The 20,481-nt window shown below is 38.0% G+C and carries 10 protein-coding genes and 1 pseudogene; 5 read left to right on the forward strand and 6 right to left on the reverse strand.

Going from position 1 to position 20,481, the window contains the following annotated elements:
• Positions 1-1,823 precede the first annotated feature (1,823 nt).
• The 3 genes from addB to trxA all read left to right on the forward strand — a co-directional run bounded on the left by addB (position 1,824) and on the right by trxA (position 8,835).
• On the forward strand, positions 1,824-4,946 hold the full coding sequence (gene addB, locus BN200_RS02820) for a double-strand break repair protein AddB (RefSeq protein ID WP_019220923.1): 3,123 nt from the start codon (positions 1,824-1,826) through the stop codon (positions 4,944-4,946).
• Complete coding sequence (gene addA / locus BN200_RS02825; protein WP_019220924.1) at positions 4,943-8,416, forward strand: double-strand break repair helicase AddA; 3,474 nt, start codon at positions 4,943-4,945, stop codon at positions 8,414-8,416. The genes addB and addA overlap by 4 nt, the downstream gene beginning before the upstream one ends.
• Before the next feature lie 95 nt (positions 8,417-8,511).
• Entirely contained in the window at positions 8,512-8,835 is a 324-nt protein-coding gene (trxA, locus tag BN200_RS02830) for a thioredoxin (RefSeq protein ID WP_019220925.1), read from the forward strand.
• A 99-nt stretch (positions 8,836-8,934) separates the two neighbouring features.
• Here trxA and BN200_RS02835 read toward each other — a convergent pair.
• Both BN200_RS02835 and BN200_RS02840 read right to left on the reverse strand, forming a co-directional pair.
• Positions 8,935-10,512, reverse strand: a pseudogene (locus BN200_RS02835) (peptide chain release factor 3).
• Positions 10,512-12,173 carry a lysine--tRNA ligase gene (locus BN200_RS02840; RefSeq protein ID WP_034988887.1) on the reverse strand — a complete coding sequence of 554 codons (1,662 nt, stop codon included), beginning with the start codon at positions 12,171-12,173 and terminating at the stop codon, positions 10,512-10,514. The pseudogene BN200_RS02835 and the gene BN200_RS02840 overlap by 1 nt, the downstream one beginning before the upstream one ends.
• 184 nt (positions 12,174-12,357) lie before the next feature.
• Between BN200_RS02840 and BN200_RS09115 the strand changes: the two genes are divergently transcribed.
• Together BN200_RS09115 and BN200_RS02850 are read left to right on the forward strand one after the other, a co-directional pair.
• Positions 12,358-12,507, forward strand: a complete 150-nt coding sequence (locus BN200_RS09115) for a hypothetical protein (protein ID WP_154645968.1) — start codon at positions 12,358-12,360, stop codon at positions 12,505-12,507.
• 1,722 nt (positions 12,508-14,229) lie between these two features.
• On the forward strand, positions 14,230-14,868 hold the full coding sequence (locus BN200_RS02850) for a LysE family translocator (protein WP_019220932.1): 639 nt from the start codon (positions 14,230-14,232) through the stop codon (positions 14,866-14,868).
• A 25-nt stretch (positions 14,869-14,893) separates the two neighbouring features.
• Here BN200_RS02850 and rlmN read toward each other — a convergent pair whose 3' ends face one another.
• The 4 genes from rlmN to lptB all read right to left on the reverse strand — a co-directional run bounded on the left by rlmN (position 14,894) and on the right by lptB (position 20,480).
• Positions 14,894-16,099: a dual-specificity RNA methyltransferase RlmN gene (gene rlmN / locus BN200_RS02855; protein ID WP_034988889.1), complete on the reverse strand. Its 1,206-nt coding sequence runs from the start codon at positions 16,097-16,099 to the stop codon at positions 14,894-14,896.
• A gap of 40 nt (positions 16,100-16,139) precedes the next feature.
• Positions 16,140-16,649, reverse strand: a complete 510-nt coding sequence (locus tag BN200_RS02860; protein ID WP_019220934.1) for an invasion associated locus B family protein — start codon at positions 16,647-16,649, stop codon at positions 16,140-16,142.
• A 1,360-nt stretch (positions 16,650-18,009) separates the two neighbouring features.
• On the reverse strand, positions 18,010-18,474 hold the full coding sequence (ptsN, locus tag BN200_RS02865; protein ID WP_019220936.1) for a PTS IIA-like nitrogen regulatory protein PtsN: 465 nt from the start codon (positions 18,472-18,474) through the stop codon (positions 18,010-18,012).
• A 1,211-nt stretch (positions 18,475-19,685) separates the two neighbouring features.
• The gene (gene lptB / locus BN200_RS02870) at positions 19,686-20,480 is read right to left on the reverse strand and encodes an LPS export ABC transporter ATP-binding protein (RefSeq protein ID WP_019220937.1); all 795 of its coding nucleotides are present in this window, start codon (positions 20,478-20,480) and stop codon (positions 19,686-19,688) included.
• Position 20,481 lies beyond the last annotated feature (1 nt).

A 20,481-nucleotide genomic window follows, 5' to 3' on the forward strand; every position in this document is an offset into this window, starting at 1 on the left:
TGTTAAGCGGCGCATTCGCGTCGCTCACGTAGAAAACAAAGCTATGGTATCATGATAGTGCGCTTTCGTTAAGTGAGAGATGCGAACGCGTTGCTATAAAAAGTTATAATTTTCCACAAAGCAGGTTTATCCATCAGGTCACATAAGCAGCCTGTGGGTAAACTTTATCTATAAGCGTAAAATGGCAAGCTGGTCATATATAAATTATCTTCCCTATGATTTTATCAGCCTTAAAAATTACGTGAACAAAATCTAAAAAGAACTGGCTTCGCTAGAATTTAAAAAAAAGAGAGTTCCAGTGCAAAAGTGCTATTTTGGTTTATGGATGGAGCGGTGGTAGTTTGAACAATAAAATCTCTGCTAACTTAATTGCTGGTAAAACTAAACTAATTATTAGAATGTGTTGCATTATTGTATAGTAAAATTAGAAGGATGATATGATAGATAAAACTTTTAATTTATTGTGCTGAAAAAACGCTGAAAAATGAATTTTCTAAGGTAGCAAAAAATCCCCAGTGAGGCAATTTTTACGCGATTACATAGCTGAGTTCATCCAGCAACATAACGAAAAAAGTGTCCATGACTTTTGATGTAGGAAATAAGTTTATAATAGCCATATCTGCAATGTATGAAGATATAATCTCTTTTAGAGGAAGTAAAAAGAGACACTGCTGAACGGAAAGAGCGAAGAAATATCCCAAAAAACATGATCGATGTTTAATAATGGAATAAAATGTATTGATTTTAATTTGGACTAAAATAGCCTCATGAAATTCGTGAATATATAGCTAGAGATAATCCCAAAACGGTTATTGAATCCAATCAATTATTAGATGAAAAATCGCTAGGACTTATTGATTTTCTTGATTTAGGTCGGATTGATCGGACTTCGGATACGTGTGAATTGATAGTGCATAAAAACTATATTATATGATATCGTTGGTATTTTTTACGCAAAATATGAGTTGCTTAGAAACTAACGCGCGCTGATTGTGCTCCCTTCGCATAAGTGCTTGTTGAACTTATCTGTTTTCTGTTAGTATTTTTCCGCTATTCGGATGCATTTCTGATTATTTTTAAGGTTTTAGCCGCTTTATTGAGAATTCACTTAGCTGCAAAATTTGCTGTATTGCATAATTCAGCACGATCTATTCTGTTCTCTATAGGTTAAAACCGTCATATTTAACCCGTGGACGTATTTCCCATTCTATGAAACAAACTCTCTTGTTAATTAGAGGATTTATGCCACCTAAAGGATGCACATATAACTGTTTCCATTTTCTTTTTGCAAATCTTCAATGAGAGATAAACCTATATTTTCAAAAATAACTATTTAGGTATCATAATGTTATGGAGCAATTTTTTTTGCAAACGCGATGCCTTATGTCATGAGTCATGAGCCTTTTCATTTTACACTGTATAAACAGCAGAATAAATTATTTTTTTATTCTATTCACTCACTGATGAGAGAACTGCAAATGCAAAGCCTTTGAAAATTTTACTCCTTATATTTCCTATCTAAATATTACCTGTCTAAGCTCAATAATGGATTGAAACCAATTCTTGGTTAAACAGTATCAGAGAATCTCTTTATCTTTTTGCACGATGACTCAAGTCTTATAAAATTTCTCCAACAATTATTTGCTTAGAACCTGAAATAGCGTGAAAGATACGATTCAATATTTTTTTCATAAATTAAAAGCAAAAATCTTCCGTATAGATACAGCTTTTCAGTTTTGTTCCTTCATAAAAATTGTATACAGTAAGGATGATGCAAATAATCAATAAGATGGAATCTTTCCATACAGCTCAAATGAGATCACATGACCTATAAGCCGCGTGTTTTTTCTATTTCTTCGGGAACTGCTTTTCTACCGCATTTTGTTGATGCATTACTCTCTGGTACGCTTATTGATGACTTTGCCCCAAATGGGGATATCCAAGCCGCTCTTGCAGATACCCTCATTTATGTACCAACGCGCCGTGCTGCTCGGGCTTTGCGTACGACCTTTGTTGAAAGAAGTGACACAAAATCAACCTTTTTGCCAACCATTCGTGCCCTAGGAGATGTGGATGAGGATAGTTCCCTTTTTGTTGAAAACTATACCAACACTCTCAATCCTCCCATTGGAGAAAGTGAACGCCTCCTGCTTTTAGCGCGTCTCATTCACCCTTGGCGCAAAAATTTACCTGATCATTTGCGCGCCATGTTTGGTACAGAAGACGTGCTTATTCCTGCTCATACTGCTGATGCAATTTGGCTTGCCCGGGATTTAGCACAGTTGATGGATGAAATGGAAACAGAAGCAGCAGATTGGTCAAAACTTAAAGAAATTTCCCCCGATATGGTCGCCGAATGGTGGCAAATAACACTTGATTTCCTCACCATTGTTACACAAAGCTGGCCGAAAATCTTAAAAGAAAGAGGGCGGAGTAATCCAGCGGAATGGCGTAATCAAATACTTAAAATGCACGCCGAGACTTTATGGCAAACACAGTCTAACAAACCTATACTTGCAGCTGGTGTATCAGGTTCTATTCCCGCAGTCTCTCATCTTTTAAAGGTCATTGCTTCTCTACCAAAAGGAGCTGTTGTTCTTCCTGGACTTGATCTTCATATGGATGAAGAACAATGGGAGGCATTGGGTACAATCAACGAAGAAAAAACAACTTGTAATGTTTTCGATCGTGCAGAAAATGCTTTTAGCCATCCTCAATATCACTTAAAAAAACTTCTCTCTCTTATAGGATGTCACCGCATTGATGTGCGTGAAATTGGTCAACAAAGCGCAATAAAGAAAAGGCGTGCGGCTCTTTTATCAGAAGCACTGCGACCAGCCTCTACAACAGAGCGCTGGGTACAAATTGCCCGCGATGATTATGAAAACATTTGTGAAAATTGGTCATTCATTGAAGCTATAAATGAGCGCGAAGAAGCGCTCGCCATTGCTGTTGCTTTACGCAATGCTATTGAAGAACCTCAAAAAACCGCAGCTCTTATTACAAATGACCGTAATTTAGCTCGTCGTGTCGCAGCTGAATTACAGCGCTTTGGAATTGAAGCAAATGATTCAGGTGGAATACCACTTGCACAAACGTTGCCTGTAACCTTGTTCCGGCTTCTTTTAGAAAATATATTTCAGCCTGGTGATCCTATTGCTTTTCTTTCGCTTCTTAAACATCCACTTACAACTCTAAGACAAAGCCGTCATCGCTTACGCGAAATGGCAGAAAATTTTGAACTCTTTGTTCTTCGAGGAAATACGGGCTGTATTAATCTTTGTGAATGTGACAAATTTCTTGAAACATGGATAGAAATATACTCCCATAAAACTTCTGAAGGTGACATTCTTGACCAACAAAAGTGTGAAGAAGCACGTCTGCTTTGTCATCTCTTGGTCAAAGCTATCGAACCTTTAGCCTGCCTTATAAAACAAGAGAGAGCGTGTACTATCAATGAAACCATATTAGCAACGATTGAAGTATTTGAAAACTTTGGGCGTGATGAAAACAATGCTCTTGCCCATCTTTATCAACATGAAGAAGGTCAAGCTCTCTTAACTTTTTTGCGTGAATTGGTAAGTGATCAATCGGAATTAAAATTTCCACTTTGTGAATGGCCCGCTATATTTTCAGCCCTTATAGCAATGCGCTCCGTAACACCTTCTCCCGGAGGACATCCGCGCTTGTTCATTTGGGGAACCTTAGAATCACGTTTGCAAACCGTTGATACCGTGGTTATCGGTGGTCTTAATGAAGGATCATGGCCTATTACAACTCGTAATGATGCTTTTTTATCGCGAACGATGAAAATGATGTTAACCCTTGAACCACCAGAAAAGCGTATTGGTCTTTCTGCCCATGACTTTCAATGGGCTATGGGAATGAATAAAGTGGTGATGAGTCGAGCCCTACGGGTGAACCATACGCCTTCACTTCCTTCACGCTGGTTACAGCGTTTAGAAACGGTTATAGGAAAACAGGTCTGGAAAAAAATCCGTGCACGAGGCGAAATATTTCTTCATTGGGCAAAAATGCTTGATCAGACAAATATCATTGCCGGTGCGAAACGTCCTTGTCCTGTACCACCCCTTGATGTGCGTCCTCGCCATTTTTCTGTCACTGAAATCGCAACGTTGCGCTATGATCCTTACGCTATTTATGCAAAAAAAATCTTGCGGCTTAAACCGCTTAAACCTCTCACCCATGCCCCTGGTGCTTCTGAACGTGGAACGCTTTATCACGCTATTCTCGCCGCTTTTTGTCAACAAGTAAAAAATCTAAATGGTGCCAATGTCCTTGATGTGCTCCTTAATATTGGACGTCAAGAATTTGATAAATTCAATTTGCCTGCAGATATTGAAGCAATCTGGTGGAATAATTTTGAAAATCTTGCTCCATTTTTTATCGAATGGGAGCAAAGTTTAGGACCTCGAGAACGGTATGCTGAAGTGGTATCGCAAAAAATACCCATAGGGACTACAGGTGTAACCCTTTCAGGACGTGCTGACCGGATTGATGTATTGCCGGGAAAAATGGTTGAAATACTCGATTTTAAAACCAGCACTCCCCCTTCATCAAAACAAGTGCGCGATTTATTATTTCCACAATTGGCATTGGAAGCAGCTTTGCTTATGCAAGGCGCTTTTACAGATTTTCAAGATCTTACCCCTGTAAATTTATCTTACATCGCCCTCAATGTAAAAGGGGAAATCACGTCCCAGTTAATTTTTTCAAATAAAGACACAAAAAATCACCAAAACGCCATTGATCTTTGTGAAAAAGCATGGAAACATCTTATCGCATTAATGGATTATTATCAAAATCCACAACAAGGTTATCTTTCAAACGCAGTTCCTTTAAAAAAAGAATATGAAGGTGACTATGACCATTTGGCGCGCTTATGGGAATGGTCCAACGGTTTTCATAAAGCAGATCAATCATGACTCTTTTTTCTATTCCTGAAGCAGCCCTTGATGCACAAGCAACGGCAACACATCCAAAAACAAATGTATGGGTTTCTGCCAATGCTGGGTCTGGAAAAACCCATGTTTTAAGTGAGCGCGTTATTCGTTTGCTTTTAAACGGTACCCCTCCAGCACGTATTTTATGCCTTACTTATACGAACGCTGCCGCTGCCGTTATGCAATCGCGAATTTTTCGCACACTTTCCAGCTGGAATGAACTGGACGACATACAGCTGCAACAAACTTTATCGCAACTTGAAAAGAAACCCATTACTGCGCAAAAACTCATCTATGCGCGTCAACTCTTTGCTCGTGCCTTAGAAACACCGGGGGGCTTAAAAATTCAAACGATTCATGCATTTTGCGAATCCCTTTTGCATCACTTTATGCTAGAAGCCAATATTGCTGGACATTTCGAACTGCTTGATGATATCAGTCGAAAAAAACTCTTCCAAGAAGCGCGCCGCCAGCTTTTGAAACATAAAGATGCACAGTTTGCTTTAAAACAGCTGCTTAAAGTTATCAGTGAGCACACTTTTAATCAATTACTTTATGAAGCAACGGAAAAACAACATAAACTTTCTGATTTTTTGACCTCTATTCTTTCTGAAAATGGGGAAAAGCGATTGCGTGCGCTTTTTCATTTAGAACCCGATGAAACAAACCAAAGATTGTTAGAAAAAATTCAACAGAATGCTCGTCTGCCTCTTTATGCTCTTACTCATTGTAAAACCTATGGCAATAAGAGCCTTAAGGAAATGATCGCGAAATTTTCTCAATTAGAAGAGGCTCGTGACGAAGAAAACATTATTAATACTCTTTCCGATATTTATTTTACAAAAAAAGGGGAACCGCGTAATTTTTCATGTTTGTCTTGTAAAAAATCAGATGAAATTTGGCCCTTTATTCAACAACTGATTGAAGACAAACAAAGCAAGCTTTCTATTCTTTTAGAAAAATATCAATGCGCAAAAATCGCCACGCTTAATAAGGCTGCGTTTCAGCTTTGTGCCATATATCTTAAAATCACTGCCAATCTCAAAAAAGCCAACGGATTTTTAGATTTTGATGACCTCATCGAACGTACACTCCATTTGTTACAGCGTAAAGGTGCAAGCCAATGGGTACACTATAAACTTGATAGTGGTCTTGATCATATTTTGCTTGATGAAGCACAAGATACAAACCCTGAGCAATGGCAAATTATTCAGCTTTTGGCGCAAGAATTTTTTACAGGTCACAGTCAACGCACCAATATACGCACTCTTTTTGCTGTTGGAGATGAAAAACAATCCATCTATTCTTTTCAAGGTGCTGCCCCAGAAAATTTTGCCGAAAACGGACGCGTGATTCAAAAAAAAGTGCAGCAGGTGAATCAGAAATTTGAAAAAATACAACTCAATTATTCTTTTCGCTCTACAGTTGAGGTCCTTAAAAGTGTGGATCTTGTTTTTGAAACACCAGAAAATTATAAAGGACTTTCAGCAGACAATATAAAAACCGTGCATGAAGCGATCCGTGTCCACAGCCCAGGAGAGGTTATTGTATGGGATGCTCTCTCCAGAGAAAAAAGTGAGTTTCCTGATGATTGGCATTCAAGCGTTGATCATTTAGATACACCGGAAATACGTTTGGCAGAGAAAATTGCTGAAACTATTGCCGACTGGTTACACAATGGAAAAATGCTTCCAGCAAAAGGACGCCTCATGCATGCTGGTGATATTATGGTCTTGGTACGCAAACGGGATCACTTTGTTTCTGCGCTTTCCCGCGCCCTTAAATACCGCAATATTCCCGTCGCAGGTGCCGATCGTTTACAACTTACCAAACATATGAGTGTGCGTGATTTAATGGCGCTAGCACGGTTCGTCTTGCAACCACAAGATGATCTTTCTCTTGCTTGTGTTTTAAAAAGTCCACTTTTTTCGCTTAACGAAGAGGAACTTTATCAACTTGCTGCCCACCGTACAGACTCTCTTTGGCAAAGTCTTTGTATGCATGCCTCATCACACGAATCTTTTAAAAATGCTTTCGAAAATTTGAATCATTATCGCACTCTCGTGGATAAAATACCGGTTTTTGAATTCTATAGCTATATTTTAAACAATGATAAGGGACGACAAAAAATCCTCTCTCGCTTAGGATCTGAAGCAAATGATGTGCTTGATGCTTTTATAGATTACACACTTACTATTCAAAAAACCGGTTTACCAGGATTACAGGCTTTTTTGGAAACACTCACTGCAAATGATCCAGAAATTAAACGAGAATTTGATCAAAATCATGAAGAAGTTCGTATTATGACTGTGCATGCCGCAAAAGGACTAGAAGCTGCTGTTGTGTTTCTGGTGGATCCGGGGAGTGCAATTTGGCACCCTCAACACGCACCCCACTTGCTTAAAGCTCCTTCAAATTATGGGCAATGGAGCGACCAACAGGCGTTTATTTGGCGTCCCAATAAAAAATTTGATACAAAACTCTCTCAACAAGCGCTGTCATACCTAAAAGAACGCGCAGCAGAAGAATATAGGCGTCTTCTCTATGTAGGAATGACACGTGCTGAAGATCAATTGATCGTTTGCGGATATAGCGGTGAGAAAATCTACCCTCATACATGGCTAGAATTGGTAAAGAACGCTCTCAAACCGCATGCCGTTGCTATAAAAGGTCCAGCAGAAGATATTGCGGCTTGGCGTTATTGCATTACAACTTCTCCTTCTACCCCTATAAAACAAGAAGTACCTTGTGCTGAGTGCCAAACACCCGCATCTTTGCCCGCTTTTTTCTCCCATAAAGTTCCAGTAGAACCAGCTCTACCAAAACCGTTGAGGCCCTCTGTTGCTAGCCTTTCTATTGAAGCTGATCCTGAGATTTCTTCTAACCCCAAATATTTGAGCCTCTCCCCTCTTTTAGGAGAAACAAACACCAACAAAGCCTTTTCCATTGAGTATGGTAATATTATTCACCATTTGCTGCAATATTTGCCCAATTGCCCCCCTCAGAAACAGCGCCATTACGCCCAGCATTATCTCAATACCAGAGCTTCTCATTGGCAGGAAACAGAGAGAGAGAAAGCTCTTTGTCATGTTTGGCAAATTTTAGATCATTCCTATCTTAAACCCCTCTTCTCTGAACATTCGCGTGCTGAAGTCTCCTTAATGGGTATTGTAAAAATTCATGGCAAAGAACAAGCAATTTCCGGACAAATTGACCGTCTCTACATCAAAGACAACAGTATCATCTTTGCTGATTTTAAAACGGGAGCACCACCAGAAAATGAGGCCGCTATTGCTCCACACTATTTGCTGCAAATGGCTCTTTACCGAAAATTGCTACAAACAATTCATCCCGATAAAGATGTTCAAGCTCTTCTTGTTTACAGTAAGCAAGTGAAAATTTTTAAAATTCCTCCGGAAAAACTCGATGTGCTTCTTGATGAAATTGCTTGATAAGCCGAGAAAAGCTTTTTCTATTTATCTTTGCAATAACTTGATATGAAGCGTTATCGTACCAATCTATAAAGATGAATATAAAGGATAAATCAATGACCTGTATAAAAGTTGATAAGAGCAATTTCGAAAGTGAAGTTTTGACCTCTTTTACCCCTGTTGTGGTTGATTTTTGGGCAGAGTGGTGTGGTCCTTGCAAAATGATTGCTCCAATTTTAGATGAAATCTCGATGGAAATGCAAAATCAAGTCAAAATTGCCAAAGTGAATATCGATGAAAATCCGGAACTGGCTACCCAATATGGCGTGCGTTCGATTCCTACCTTATTGATGTTTAAAGGTGGAAATATTGCATCAAATATGGTTGGAGCTGCTTCTAAAGGGCGTGTTTCTGAATGGATTAAAGAGGGGATTGGTTAAGCCTTCTCATAGTAATTTTTCTAAAAAGGAGAGCGGTTTTACCGCTCCCCTTGGTTTGGTTTTTTTAAACAATTCTTTTCTGACAAAAAAGAGACCTGTTTATTCAGAACGTCTCTGATAATCCTTAAAAGCTGCAAATTTTATCTTCGGTGCTCGCTCCGCTTCATAATTCAATGAAAAATGATTTTCTGCTAAAAAAACTGGATCGCCTTCCAGGTCATGAGCAATGGCAGAACGGTGATTGGTGAGAAATTTTTGCATCTCATCCTTACTTTGTGCTGAAATCCAACGGCATATATTAAAACGTGCTGGTTCAAAACTCACTGGCAATCCATATTCTATCTTAAGTCGCTCCTTTAAAACATCAATTTGCAAAGCACCAATTACACCAATGAGAGAAGGAGAACCATCATCAGGAATAAATAATTGCACGACACCTTCTTCAGCCATTTGTTGCAAAGCTTCTTTCAGTTTTTTTGCTTTCATCGGATCGCCTAAACAAACACGACGCAAAATTTCTGGTGCAAAATTGGGTACTCCTTTAAAAAGAATATTTTCTCCTTCTGTCAAGGTATCACCAATACGCAACGTTCCATGATTAGGAATGCCTACAATATCACCAGCATAGGCTTGATCAGCAATTTGGCGTGAACGTGCAAAGAAAAATTGCGGTGCCGAAAGTGTCATGGGTTTTCCTGTTCGTACCAACTTTGTTTTCATGCCCCGTTCAAGTGTTCCCGAACAGACCCGAAAAAATGCAATACGATCACGGTGATTAGGATCCATATTCGCTTGAATTTTAAACACAAACCCTGTCATTTGAGATTCCGTGGATCTCACAGTGCGTTGATCTGCACCCTAATCACGAGGACTTGGACCAAAAGCAACCAATGCATTGATCAAATCACGAACACCAAAATTTCGTAAAGCTGAACCAAAATAAACCGGTGTCATATGTCCTTCCTGAAAAGCTTGAAGATCAAAATTTTTGCAGGCACTTCGTGCAAGCGCTACGCCTTCGATAAAAGACAAGCGTTGGTTTTCAGGAAGTAAATTTGCCACCTCATCCGGGCAAGAAACCGCCTGTTGTGTCACCTCATCATCTTTTTGGCGAAAACGATTATGATGCAGATCAAATGTTCCAACAAAATCTTTACCCGTACCAATTGGCCAAGTTATTGGTGCGGTATCAAGAGCAAGTTTTTCTTCAATTTCATCTAAAAGTTCTATAGGATCACGCGCCTCACGATCCATTTTGTTGACAAAAGTAACAATAGGAATATCCCGCATCCGACAGACTTCAAATAATTTCAGTGTTCTAGGCTCAATTCCGCGTGCCCCATCGAGCACCATAATAGCGCTATCAACCGCTGTGAGAGTGCGATAGGTATCGTCAGCAAAATCCTCATGACCTGGAGTGTCTAACAAATTAAAGATATGATCTTCATATTCAAACGTCATCACCGATGTCACAACCGAAATACCGCGGTCCCGTTCAATGTGCATCCAATCGGAACGGGTTTGAATACGATCCTTTTTTGCTTTTACCTCACCAGCAAGCTGAATAGCCCCACCAAATAATAAAAGCTTTTCCGTTAATGTTGTTTTTCCTGCATCTGGATGTGCTATAATCGCAAATGTGCGACGTCGCTTTACTTCTTGCGTTCTCTTTTCCATTATTCCCCCATAGGTCGCGCAAGCGCTTCAGTAATCAGTGCCCGCATTTCACTAATTCCATACAAGGCAATAAAGGATCCTAATCTTGGTCCTCTCTCCTGCCCTAAAAGTATTTCATAGAGCATTTGAAAAAAAACATTTGAAACCCCTGGTCCCCCTTCAGGACTTTTTTTGTTATGATCTTGATAACGTTCCGTTAAACGTGCAACATCAAGAAGCGCATTTTGAATCGCATTTCCATCGGCATTTTCAGGTAAACTGGCTAATTTTGCATCAATTTGCGCTAACGTTGTACGTTCACTGTCATCTGGTGCTCGAAATTTTTTGTTTGGCTTAACAAAAACATCAAAATATTTGAGGGCAAATTGCACCAATTGATCAAGTTCCGGATAATTTTGTGCATTGGCTCCTTTAGCATAACGAGAAATAAAACCCCAGAGCACTTCTTTATTCTCTGCATTTGAAGCACTAACCAAATTCAGTAGCAGAGCAAAGGATACAGGTAAATCACTCTGAGGAGGGCAACCATTATGAATATGCCATACCGGATTATTAAGCCGCTCCTGCCATTTTTGGCGACCATAAGCTGAAAGATGCGCATAATATTCATCAACGGCTTTTGGAATAACATCAAAATAAAGTCGTTTTGCTGTTTTGGGTTTTGCAAACATATAAAGCCCAAGACTTTCTGTGGGAGCATATGTTAACCACTCATCAATGGTTAAGCCATTTCCTTTGGATTTGGAAATCTTCTGCCCCTTCTCATCCAAAAAAAGCTCATAGTTAAATCCTTCAGGTGGCTTTCCACCAAGTACTTTACAAATTTTAGAAGAAAGATTTGTGGAATCGATAAGATCTTTTCCTGCCATTTCATAATCAATCCCAAGCGCTGTCCAGCGCATTGCCCAATCCACCTTCCATTGGCATTTAACTTTTCCTCCTGTCACCTCCGTTTCAATGCTTTCTCCTGTTTCAGGCTCAATGTAGGTGACAGTACCTTTTTCAACATTACGAGAAATCATCGGTACCTGTAGTACTTTTCCAGAAAAAGGAGAAATCGGTAAAAAGAGTGAATAAGTAGCGCGCCGTTCTTCACCCAATGTAGGCAAAACAATTGCCATCACCTTGTCATAACAAGCAAGTATTTTTAAGAGTGTTTCATCAAAACAACCGGAACTATAATAATCGGTAGCACTGGCAAATTCATAATCAAAACCAAAACGATCAAGAAAAGTGCGCAAACGTGCATTATTTGCCGCTCCAAAAGAAGGATACATATCGCCAAAAGGATCTGGTATGCGGCTCAGCGGTTGACCAAGATAGCTTTCCATCTTCTCACGATCTGGTACATTATCAGGAACTTTGCGCAAACCATCCATATCATCAGAAAAACAAAACAGTTTTGTTTTCACTTTATTCTCAGTAAGAATCTGAAATGCATGACGCACCATGGTGGTACGTGCTACTTCTCCAAAAGTGCCAATATGCGGCAAACCAGAAGGTCCATAACCTGTTTCAAATATCACATACTCTGGATACCCTGTCTTTTCATACCGTTTGATAATCTTACGTGCTTCTTCAAATGGCCAAGCTCTCGATTGAACAGCTGCATCTCTTAATTCTAGCGTAAGGCTAAGGGCATCACTCTGATCACGCATCATCATCTTTATCCTAAAAAATTAAACTCTTTCATGGTATGGTGTATGGTTCTTGAATTTATTCGTCAATAATAGCAAGCAAAAAGCTATCAAAAATCTCTTTATTATGCTCTTGTTATGACAAGCCTTTGCACTATTCTTTTCGTTGTATGCTCTTTTATTTTTATATCAATGAAGTACAAATATTATGAATCGTAATTTTCTTATTTTGATTATTGGTGTTTTAATTGCCATTATTCTAGGCTTTGCCTATTACACTTATCTGCAAGAAAAAAAATCCTCTAGCATCGAACTAAAAATTGGACAGATAAACTATTTACTAACATCAATAAGTTAGAAAAATGACAAAATTGAACGTTTTATACAAAATCACCCTTTTAATTATATTGTAAGAATATTTTCATAAGACTGTTTATTTCAATTCTGGTCAACGTGCTGCCAACATGTGTAAAGATAGGGCATTTAATTTCGTAAAACTGGCTGCACTTTTTTAGGTCATGAGTGTTTTCATTATCCTCAAAAATTGCAAATTTAGCGGAGTAACGTGACTATTTTTGCTTTAGTGCCCTTTAGCAATTACATTACCCTTATAAAGTTTTCATATAACTTCGCCTGCCACATTTTGCACTCAGTGAAAAAGCAAAAGCTATAATAAATGCGTTCCGACGAGCGTAACAACCATTGTGCATCACTATCTTTACGCTTATGAAGCAGAAAACCGGCACCATCGTTCTCTTCACCAGCTCAAAGTGTTGCCGATAACCCTTGGAACTTGAGACAATTCATGAAAGGCATTTTTAATCATTTTTTCACTGGTTTTTTACCCGCATGCCAGCCCTATTTGTGAGATGTAAGCGAGTAATTTTAATTGATTCAATATAAGAGGGTTTGGAATGAGACAATTTTAAGATATCATGACTTCTATTTAATCTGTAAAATAATGAGTTATCCTTATCAATCAATGCATTGTCTACTGGAGTATTCATTCATCTTTCAAATGCATTGCTTTCTTATCCAAGGTCAAAAATTCCCTTGCATGGTAAGCCATCAAAAGAATGGTTCTTGTTAAATCTCATAAATGCTAAGTGCCGATAAAAGCATTTTCTCACAAATCTCAATAGTCAATACTGTTTTAGTTGCATCCATAATTATTCAACTCAGACAGTAAATTCGCATAAATAGACACTTTTCCCATTGATCGAAATACTATCGCCTTTTTAAAATTAAGAGTTATTATGGTTTTTTGATCTGAGACAGCTTTTAGTTAAAGGTCCGCATATGCAACATATTCAAGAGTAGGAGGTGCTGTATCTTTTAAAATTTTCCTCTGAAGATGAATGCAAAAAAATCTGCATCAACCGAAAAAGGCATCTCAGCTTGCTTATCCTTTTTCATCAGAATTTAATATGCATGTACAAAACTCATCAAATTCATCAAACTCTGAAAAAGCCTATCACACCATGAATCAAAATTTTGAGCACAAGCAGGAAACTTAAAACTCTCTTCATTCATTACCATTTCCTATTTATTGCCCATGAAAATTGCATTTTCATCTATTTCCTTAGAAATTTCAATAAGTTTGAAAAAAGTGGATGAGCAATTAACGTTTCCCAAAAGATAAATCTCTTCATAAAAGGCATTCACTCGAAAGATCAGAAAAATAAAACTGCACACAAATTCTTTACGCAAATCTTCAAGAGAGATTTCTTTAATACCTAGTATTTCTACCTTTACGAGTATAAAAGTGCTAACTCTTATCACCACCCTCAATCAGATATATTACAACTTCAGCGCCTCATTTGTTTTGTAATTATTTCAGAATGATTGACATAGACAAACCTTCTGAATTAAACCCGAAATAATTTTTTTACATTTTTTATCTTAAAGCTCTCTATTATTGGTTTTCTTTATTGCTACTTAAAAATCAAAATGATGTAAATTATGAGAACAAATTTCCTTTAAGTGATATTTAAAAGATGCAAAAAAATGAAAAAGAATAAAAAATATTTATATAAAGATGTAAATTGTGAGCATCTTTTTAAAAATTAAAGAGGTTTACATGTCATTTCTTCCTGAATGGCACATTATTGTACAGTTTTCCTTAGCATCATTGGTTCTAGCCCTTATTCCAGGACCTGATATTATGCTGTCGGTAGGACGTACTATGGCACAAAATAAAAAAGCTGGAATTATGTGTGCTTTTGGAAGTGCGACAGGTTTTGCTATCCAAGTTGTTGCTGTAGCTCTCGGTTTATCAGCACTTATTTTTACCTCACCACGCGTTTTTTTTCTTCTCAAAATTATGGGAGCCTTTTATCTTTTGTTGCTTGCTATTCAAACGCTGTATAAACCTTCAACCTTGTCTTTCAAAAAGACATCACCAAAACACCAAAGCCTTAAACGAAATTATTTTACTGCTATTGCAATTAATCTCTTAAATCCTAAAGTCCTCTTTTTTAATATGACTTTTTTGCCACAATTTATTGATGCGAATGACCCTATGGTCACACAAAAACTCCTTATTTTAGGTCTTTCTTATATCCCTATTTCTTTGCCTATTAATATCTCTATAGTTTTTATGGCCCATAAACTCTCTCAAGGAATAAAACGAAATCCTTCTTATCTTCGTTTTCTTGACTGGCTCGTCGCAGGGATTTTCACAAGTTTTGCTCTCAGTATCCTTATCGATGAATATTGAGTTACAGACTGTTAACTCCACATTCTCATTGCAAACGTTCAGATTTTCGTAAACGCTCTGAAGCAGATTTAAGTTGACCGCATGCCGCTAAAATATCGCGGCCACGCGGTATCCGGATAGGTGAAGCATAGCCTGCTTGATTAACCACATCAGCAAAACGCTCGATTTGCTCCCAATCAGAACACTGATAATTACTGCCAGGCCACGGATTAAAAGGGATTAAGTTTATCTTCGCAGGAATCCCTTTCAGTAACTGCACCAACCGCTTGGCATCATCCAAACTGTCATTGACATCTTTTAGCATCACATATTCAAATGTAATTCGCTTCGCATTGGAAAGACCAGGATATTGACGACAAGCATCCATTAACAGGGAAAGTGGGTATTTCTTATTGATTGGAACAAGCATATCTCTTAGCGCATCATGCACCGCATGGAGTGAAATTGCCAACATAACCCCAATTTCTTCTCCGGTTCGGATAATTCCAGGAACAACTCCACTGGTTGAAAGCGTAATCCGACGCTTCGACAGAGAAAGTCCATCCCCATCGGAAGCAATTAATAAAGCTTTTTTTACCGCTTCAAAATTATAAAGCGGTTCTCCCATCCCCATCATAACAATATTGGTGATTTTGCGTCCTTCCACTGGAACAATCGCACCATCAGGAGTCTTCTTATCAGGAAAATCACCCAAACGATCACGTGCAACCAATAGTTGCGCTAAAATTTCTTCCGCTGTGAGATTGCGAACAAGAACCTGCGTTCCCGTATGACAAAAAGAACAAGTTAAGGTACACCCGACCTGCGATGAAAGACATAAGGTACCACGCCCTTCTTCAGGAATATAAACCGTTTCAATTTCCACAGGCCTGCCAGCACCGCGTGCTGGAAAACGCAAGAGCCATTTACGCGTACCATCTTTTGATATTTGTTCCCCAACAATTTCTGGGCGCGCAATGGAAAAATGACTTTTAAGAATTTCTTGTATTGACTTAGAAATATTGAGCATTTCATCAAAATTTGAAACACCACGCACATAAAGCCAATGCCAAAGTTGACGCACACGCATACGCCTTTGGCGTTCTGGAACACCAATTGTCTTTAAAGCTTCTACCATTTCGTCCTGCGATAAACCAATTAAAGAGAGTTTATCTCTCTCTTTCACAATAACATTATCTGACACTCGTGCCGGACATGCACCAATTGGTCTGAGATCATATGAAACAGCCATTTTTTCCAATTTACATCGCTATTTTAGAGTTACAAAAACCTTAATGGCATTTTTGTGCCGCATTTAATGCGGCTGTTACACCTTTTAAGGAGTAAGTATAAGTCGTTTGTGTTCCCCGTTTTGAAAGTGCACTCACTGTCATACTTTTTCCAGCACGCATCGCAGAAACAAGCTGCTTTTCTAGTGCTGGTGATGCTAACCAAGCTGATGAATCTTTGGTGAAAAAATCAAATTCTTTATTTCCAATGGTTACGGTAACTCTTGACCCCTCTTTCAATGGATAACCTGCCATGAACTGGGGCTCAAATGAAAGAGGTGAATGAGAACGCTTAGTAACTAAAAAGAAATTATCGCCATGCTTAACAGTGGTTGGAAAAGACTCCAAAGGTACAGACAACACATAGCAAATTGTATTTTTGGGCGATTTATAAGAATAAGCTCCCCATGCTCCAAATTGATCTAAACGGCTTGGTGCTTGAGCACATGTTGCTCCAGTAGAAATAAGAACCATTATAAATACAGCCATAATTTTTCTTTTAAACATCTTCATTTAGCTCTCTTCTTTAGTCTCTAATAACATTCCCTTCCTTCAACAAGCTCAATAACTGTCTCAGGGATGTTGTCCCAATAACCTCAACAAACGAAATATTCTTGCATCAATCAAAACAGATTTTGACCTCTCATTGTGATCTTTTAGTTGTTACTAAAACATGAATTTTTTATTTCATAACCCGATTGAAAAACAATATTTTGATTTTATTTCACTGCTTAACCCTTAATTTCGTTTTGTATAAAAAACTCCTTCTTTAAGCAATGGTATTTTCAAACAAAGTGTCAACATACCCTTCCTTTGCCTAAGAAACAAACTCCGCTCTCTGTACATAAGCAACCTCTTGCAAAAACTTGAAAACGTATCCCTTTAAAGAATACTCCAAATTTTACAACTTTTTGAATAGCATCAATAAACTCAAAACCCCCAATGCCTTTGCGTTTATAAAAAGCGCAAAATAGCCTCTTTCTCTTCCAATTTAGCGCGTTTATGCTTCTTATTCAACATTTTCCAGATACCGCTTTCGACGATTTTAAAATCCTTTTGCGAAAAACCTACAGATCAGTATATTAATCATGAAACACTGAGCATCTCATTCCTTGCCCAATCACCGCATATCATTTTACCTCCTTTGAAACCATTTTCTCTTACTACCATATGCTTTAAACTTAAACATTATCAATTTCTCACAACCAGCAATTTAAATCGCTTTAACATACTCTTTTAATATATTAGAGAACATTCACTCTCTTACACCAAAACTTTCAAGGAGTTTTTGCCAACACAACCATCACATTTCACTAGAATTTATCAACAAAAACACCCGCCTCCTTTTGCCACAACAGTGCTTACACTTTCCGACCTATATTTTTGAAACAACCCCTTCATCAATGAAGCCAAGTTTGAATAAGCTTTACATGCACAAAAAATCCCTCTTCATCTAAAAATCTACAATCTTCATTCCCTTACCCTTACTGTATAACACTGTCTTTCGCTCTTAGCTCTTTGCAACAGCTAACATTTATATCAAACTTGTCCTTAAAAAATTGACCTCTTCTTAATCTCTTAGATAAAACATATCCTTATCCATCTGAAACTTAAGAACCAATAAAAATCTCACCACAGATGAATACCCCTAAATAAGGTTAACTCAGAATAGATTTATAAATGCTTCATATATGAAACATAAAAAAGTCAGCGGTTATTCCTGCCGCTTGCTCTTCAAAAAGAGAATTGTTTTGAGAATAATTTTTATAAAGCGCCTGATGCAATCAGTATTGTCAACTCTTTAAGGACAAATTCTTCCTTTTTTAAGTCTGTTTCGTACACTCCCAGCAACATGTGTCCATCACACAAACTTTTAAGCTGCGTTGGATGTTGAATTCTGAATCAATAAAGCATAAAGTGCATGGGCATCATGCGTATTACGCAATTTTTGAACAACATCAGAATGACGCAAAAAACGCGCAATCTGTGATAATGCTTTTAAATGATCGGCACCAGCATTTTCAGGTGCCAAAAGAAGAAAAACCAGATCAATAGGCTCATCATCGAGCGCTTCAAAATCAACCGGACTCTCAAGACGCGCAAATATTCCAATAATTCGATTAATATCAGGAAGTTTTCCATGAGGAATGGCAATACCACCGCCCAAACCCGTTGAACCTAGTTTTTCACGTTGCAAAACAATATCAAAAACCACACGCTCATTAAGACCTGTTAACTGGGCAGCTTTTTCGGCTAAAATTTGCAGAACCTGTTTCTTAGAATTCGCCTTAAGAGCCGGAATAACAGCTTCAGGTGCAATTAACTCACTCAAATTCATACTTTAATTTTCCTTTTGCATGCTCAAATGCCTACCTTCAAACCAGTTAATGGTATGGATAGTTAAAGTCTTTTGTCACTTTCTTACATCATCACATGTGAATTTATTTTTCAGTTCATAACAGGTTATGGTTTAATTCATTTCATTACTTACGATCAGCACAACAATAATAAATAACTCTAAGCTCTGCATTAATAGCATCAGAAAACAAGGAAACGGTGTAGTCCATAAAATAATCTCCCTACAATACCGAACAATGGCCTCTACCCACAAACTTTCGATCTTCTAGACACAAAAGTTGATATAAAATTCTTTATCAGATCTTTCTTTTCCTTTTAAGAACGGGCTCCCATAAGGTGATAAATATACTGAGACAAAACGGCTCTTCACTTTGACAAGGACTCTGTACGCTTGAATATTAACAGACAGCAATGACCTCAACAGGCTTTTATACGTTGAGCGGATATTTCAAAAAGACACGCAGATTTAGCCTGATATACGCAATCGTGCACAAATTTTTAAATGCGCAAGGCAAACCAACAAAACACCATACATCCTCTTTGACAACCATAATATGTAAAACCCATGGTGCTACCATCAAAATATCTAAAACAGCATCATTAATACGTTATATGCCTTCCAACAAAACGTGCGTTGCTTTCTTTATCATTCATTATGAAGTTAATCTAGCGATATCTTTTCCAGAGTGCCATTAAAAGCAAACAAAACCGATAAAAAACGAGACCACCTCATTGTAATGAGACTTTTTTCATTCACCTAATAAACATTGAGTCTAAGACTACAATTATAAAAAAATTTAGGCATAAATTAAGGAGTTTTCCAGTAAAAACATCATCAACATAATCACCATAGAAGATCTTATTGCATAACCGGGCTAAAAGGCTTCACCTTCCTCTCGCCTCCAAAGCTGCATCTTTTTATCTATTTGAAGCTCTTCATAACATTTCTACAGTTTCTGCAACCTTACAATAAATTTTCCTTAATTATAGAAGAGAAATCTATAGAAAAAACTTCTTCATTTATCCCTGTGAGATGCGTCTAATTGCCTAAATCTTGAAGTACTTGTGCACATCATGATTTTAGCTTAAATGAAATGATTCTTTTAAGTATAAGCAAAAATGCATAAAAAACGCCACGTAAATTGACTATAGGGAAGAAAGGCGTTTTGATGAAAAGCCAAAGCTGTAGAATCAGAGAGAAAACTGGTTTCCTAAATAAATTCTGCGTACATCAGCGTTGTTGATAATATCATGAGGAGAACCATGAACTAAAACTTGTCCCGCGTGAATGATATAAGCACGGTCAACAAGTCCTAATGTCTCACGTACATTATGATCCGTTATCAAAACACCAATCCCACGCTTCGTTAAATAACGAATAAGCTGTTGAATATCAGAAATAGCGATAGGATCAATTCCTGCAAATGGCTCATCAAGTAACATAAAATTAGGGCGAGAGGCTAAAGCACGCGCAATTTCAAGTCGTCGACGCTCACCGCCTGATAAGGAAAGAGCAGACATCTTGCGTAAATGGTCAATTTTAAATTCATGCAAAAGGGCATCCAAATCTTCACGTCGTTTAAGCCGGTCTTTCTCGACTACCTCTAAAACAGCTTTAATATTATCTTCTACTGAAAGACCGCGAAAAATCGACGCTTCCTGCGGAAGGTATCCAATACCCAAACGAGCACGCCGATACATTGGGAGATGCGTGATATCAAACCCATCAATTTTAATGGATCCTCCATCCGATTTAATAAGACCCGTCACCATATAAAAACAAGTCGTTTTGCCTGCACCATTGGGACCTAAAATGCCAACAGCTTCTCCGGTACGAATACCGAAAGAAACACCATTAATAACTTGTCTTCCACGGTAAACTTTAACCAAATGGCTGGCAACCAAGGTTCCCTTTAAGCCTTCTCTTAAAGTCTTATTTGCAAAATCATGTCTGTCCGCTTGCTTTTTTCTTTTGATTCCAAACATG

The sequence above is a fragment of the Bartonella senegalensis OS02 genome (assembly GCF_000312545.1).
Lineage (GTDB): Bacteria > Pseudomonadota > Alphaproteobacteria > Rhizobiales > Rhizobiaceae > Bartonella > Bartonella senegalensis.

Excerpts from the sequence above, each read along its gene's own strand:
- addB (WP_019220923.1), top strand. The coding sequence starts at position 1,824 with ATGACCTATAAGCCGCGTGTTTTTTCTATTTCTTCGGGAACTGCTTTT.
- addA (WP_019220924.1), top strand. The coding sequence starts at position 4,943 with ATGACTCTTTTTTCTATTCCTGAAGCAGCCCTTGATGCACAAGCAACG.
- trxA (WP_019220925.1), top strand. The coding sequence starts at position 8,512 with ATGACCTGTATAAAAGTTGATAAGAGCAATTTCGAAAGTGAAGTTTTG.
- BN200_RS02840 (WP_034988887.1), bottom strand. The coding sequence starts at position 12,173 with ATGATGCGTGATCAGAGTGATGCCCTTAGCCTTACGCTAGAATTAAGA.
- BN200_RS09115 (WP_154645968.1), top strand. The coding sequence starts at position 12,358 with ATGAATCGTAATTTTCTTATTTTGATTATTGGTGTTTTAATTGCCATT.
- BN200_RS02850 (WP_019220932.1), top strand. The coding sequence starts at position 14,230 with ATGTCATTTCTTCCTGAATGGCACATTATTGTACAGTTTTCCTTAGCA.
- rlmN (WP_034988889.1), bottom strand. The coding sequence starts at position 16,099 with ATGGCTGTTTCATATGATCTCAGACCAATTGGTGCATGTCCGGCACGA.
- BN200_RS02860 (WP_019220934.1), bottom strand. The coding sequence starts at position 16,649 with ATGAAGATGTTTAAAAGAAAAATTATGGCTGTATTTATAATGGTTCTT.
- ptsN (WP_019220936.1), bottom strand. The coding sequence starts at position 18,474 with ATGAATTTGAGTGAGTTAATTGCACCTGAAGCTGTTATTCCGGCTCTT.
- lptB (WP_019220937.1), bottom strand. The coding sequence starts at position 20,480 with ATGTTTGGAATCAAAAGAAAAAAGCAAGCGGACAGACATGATTTTGCA.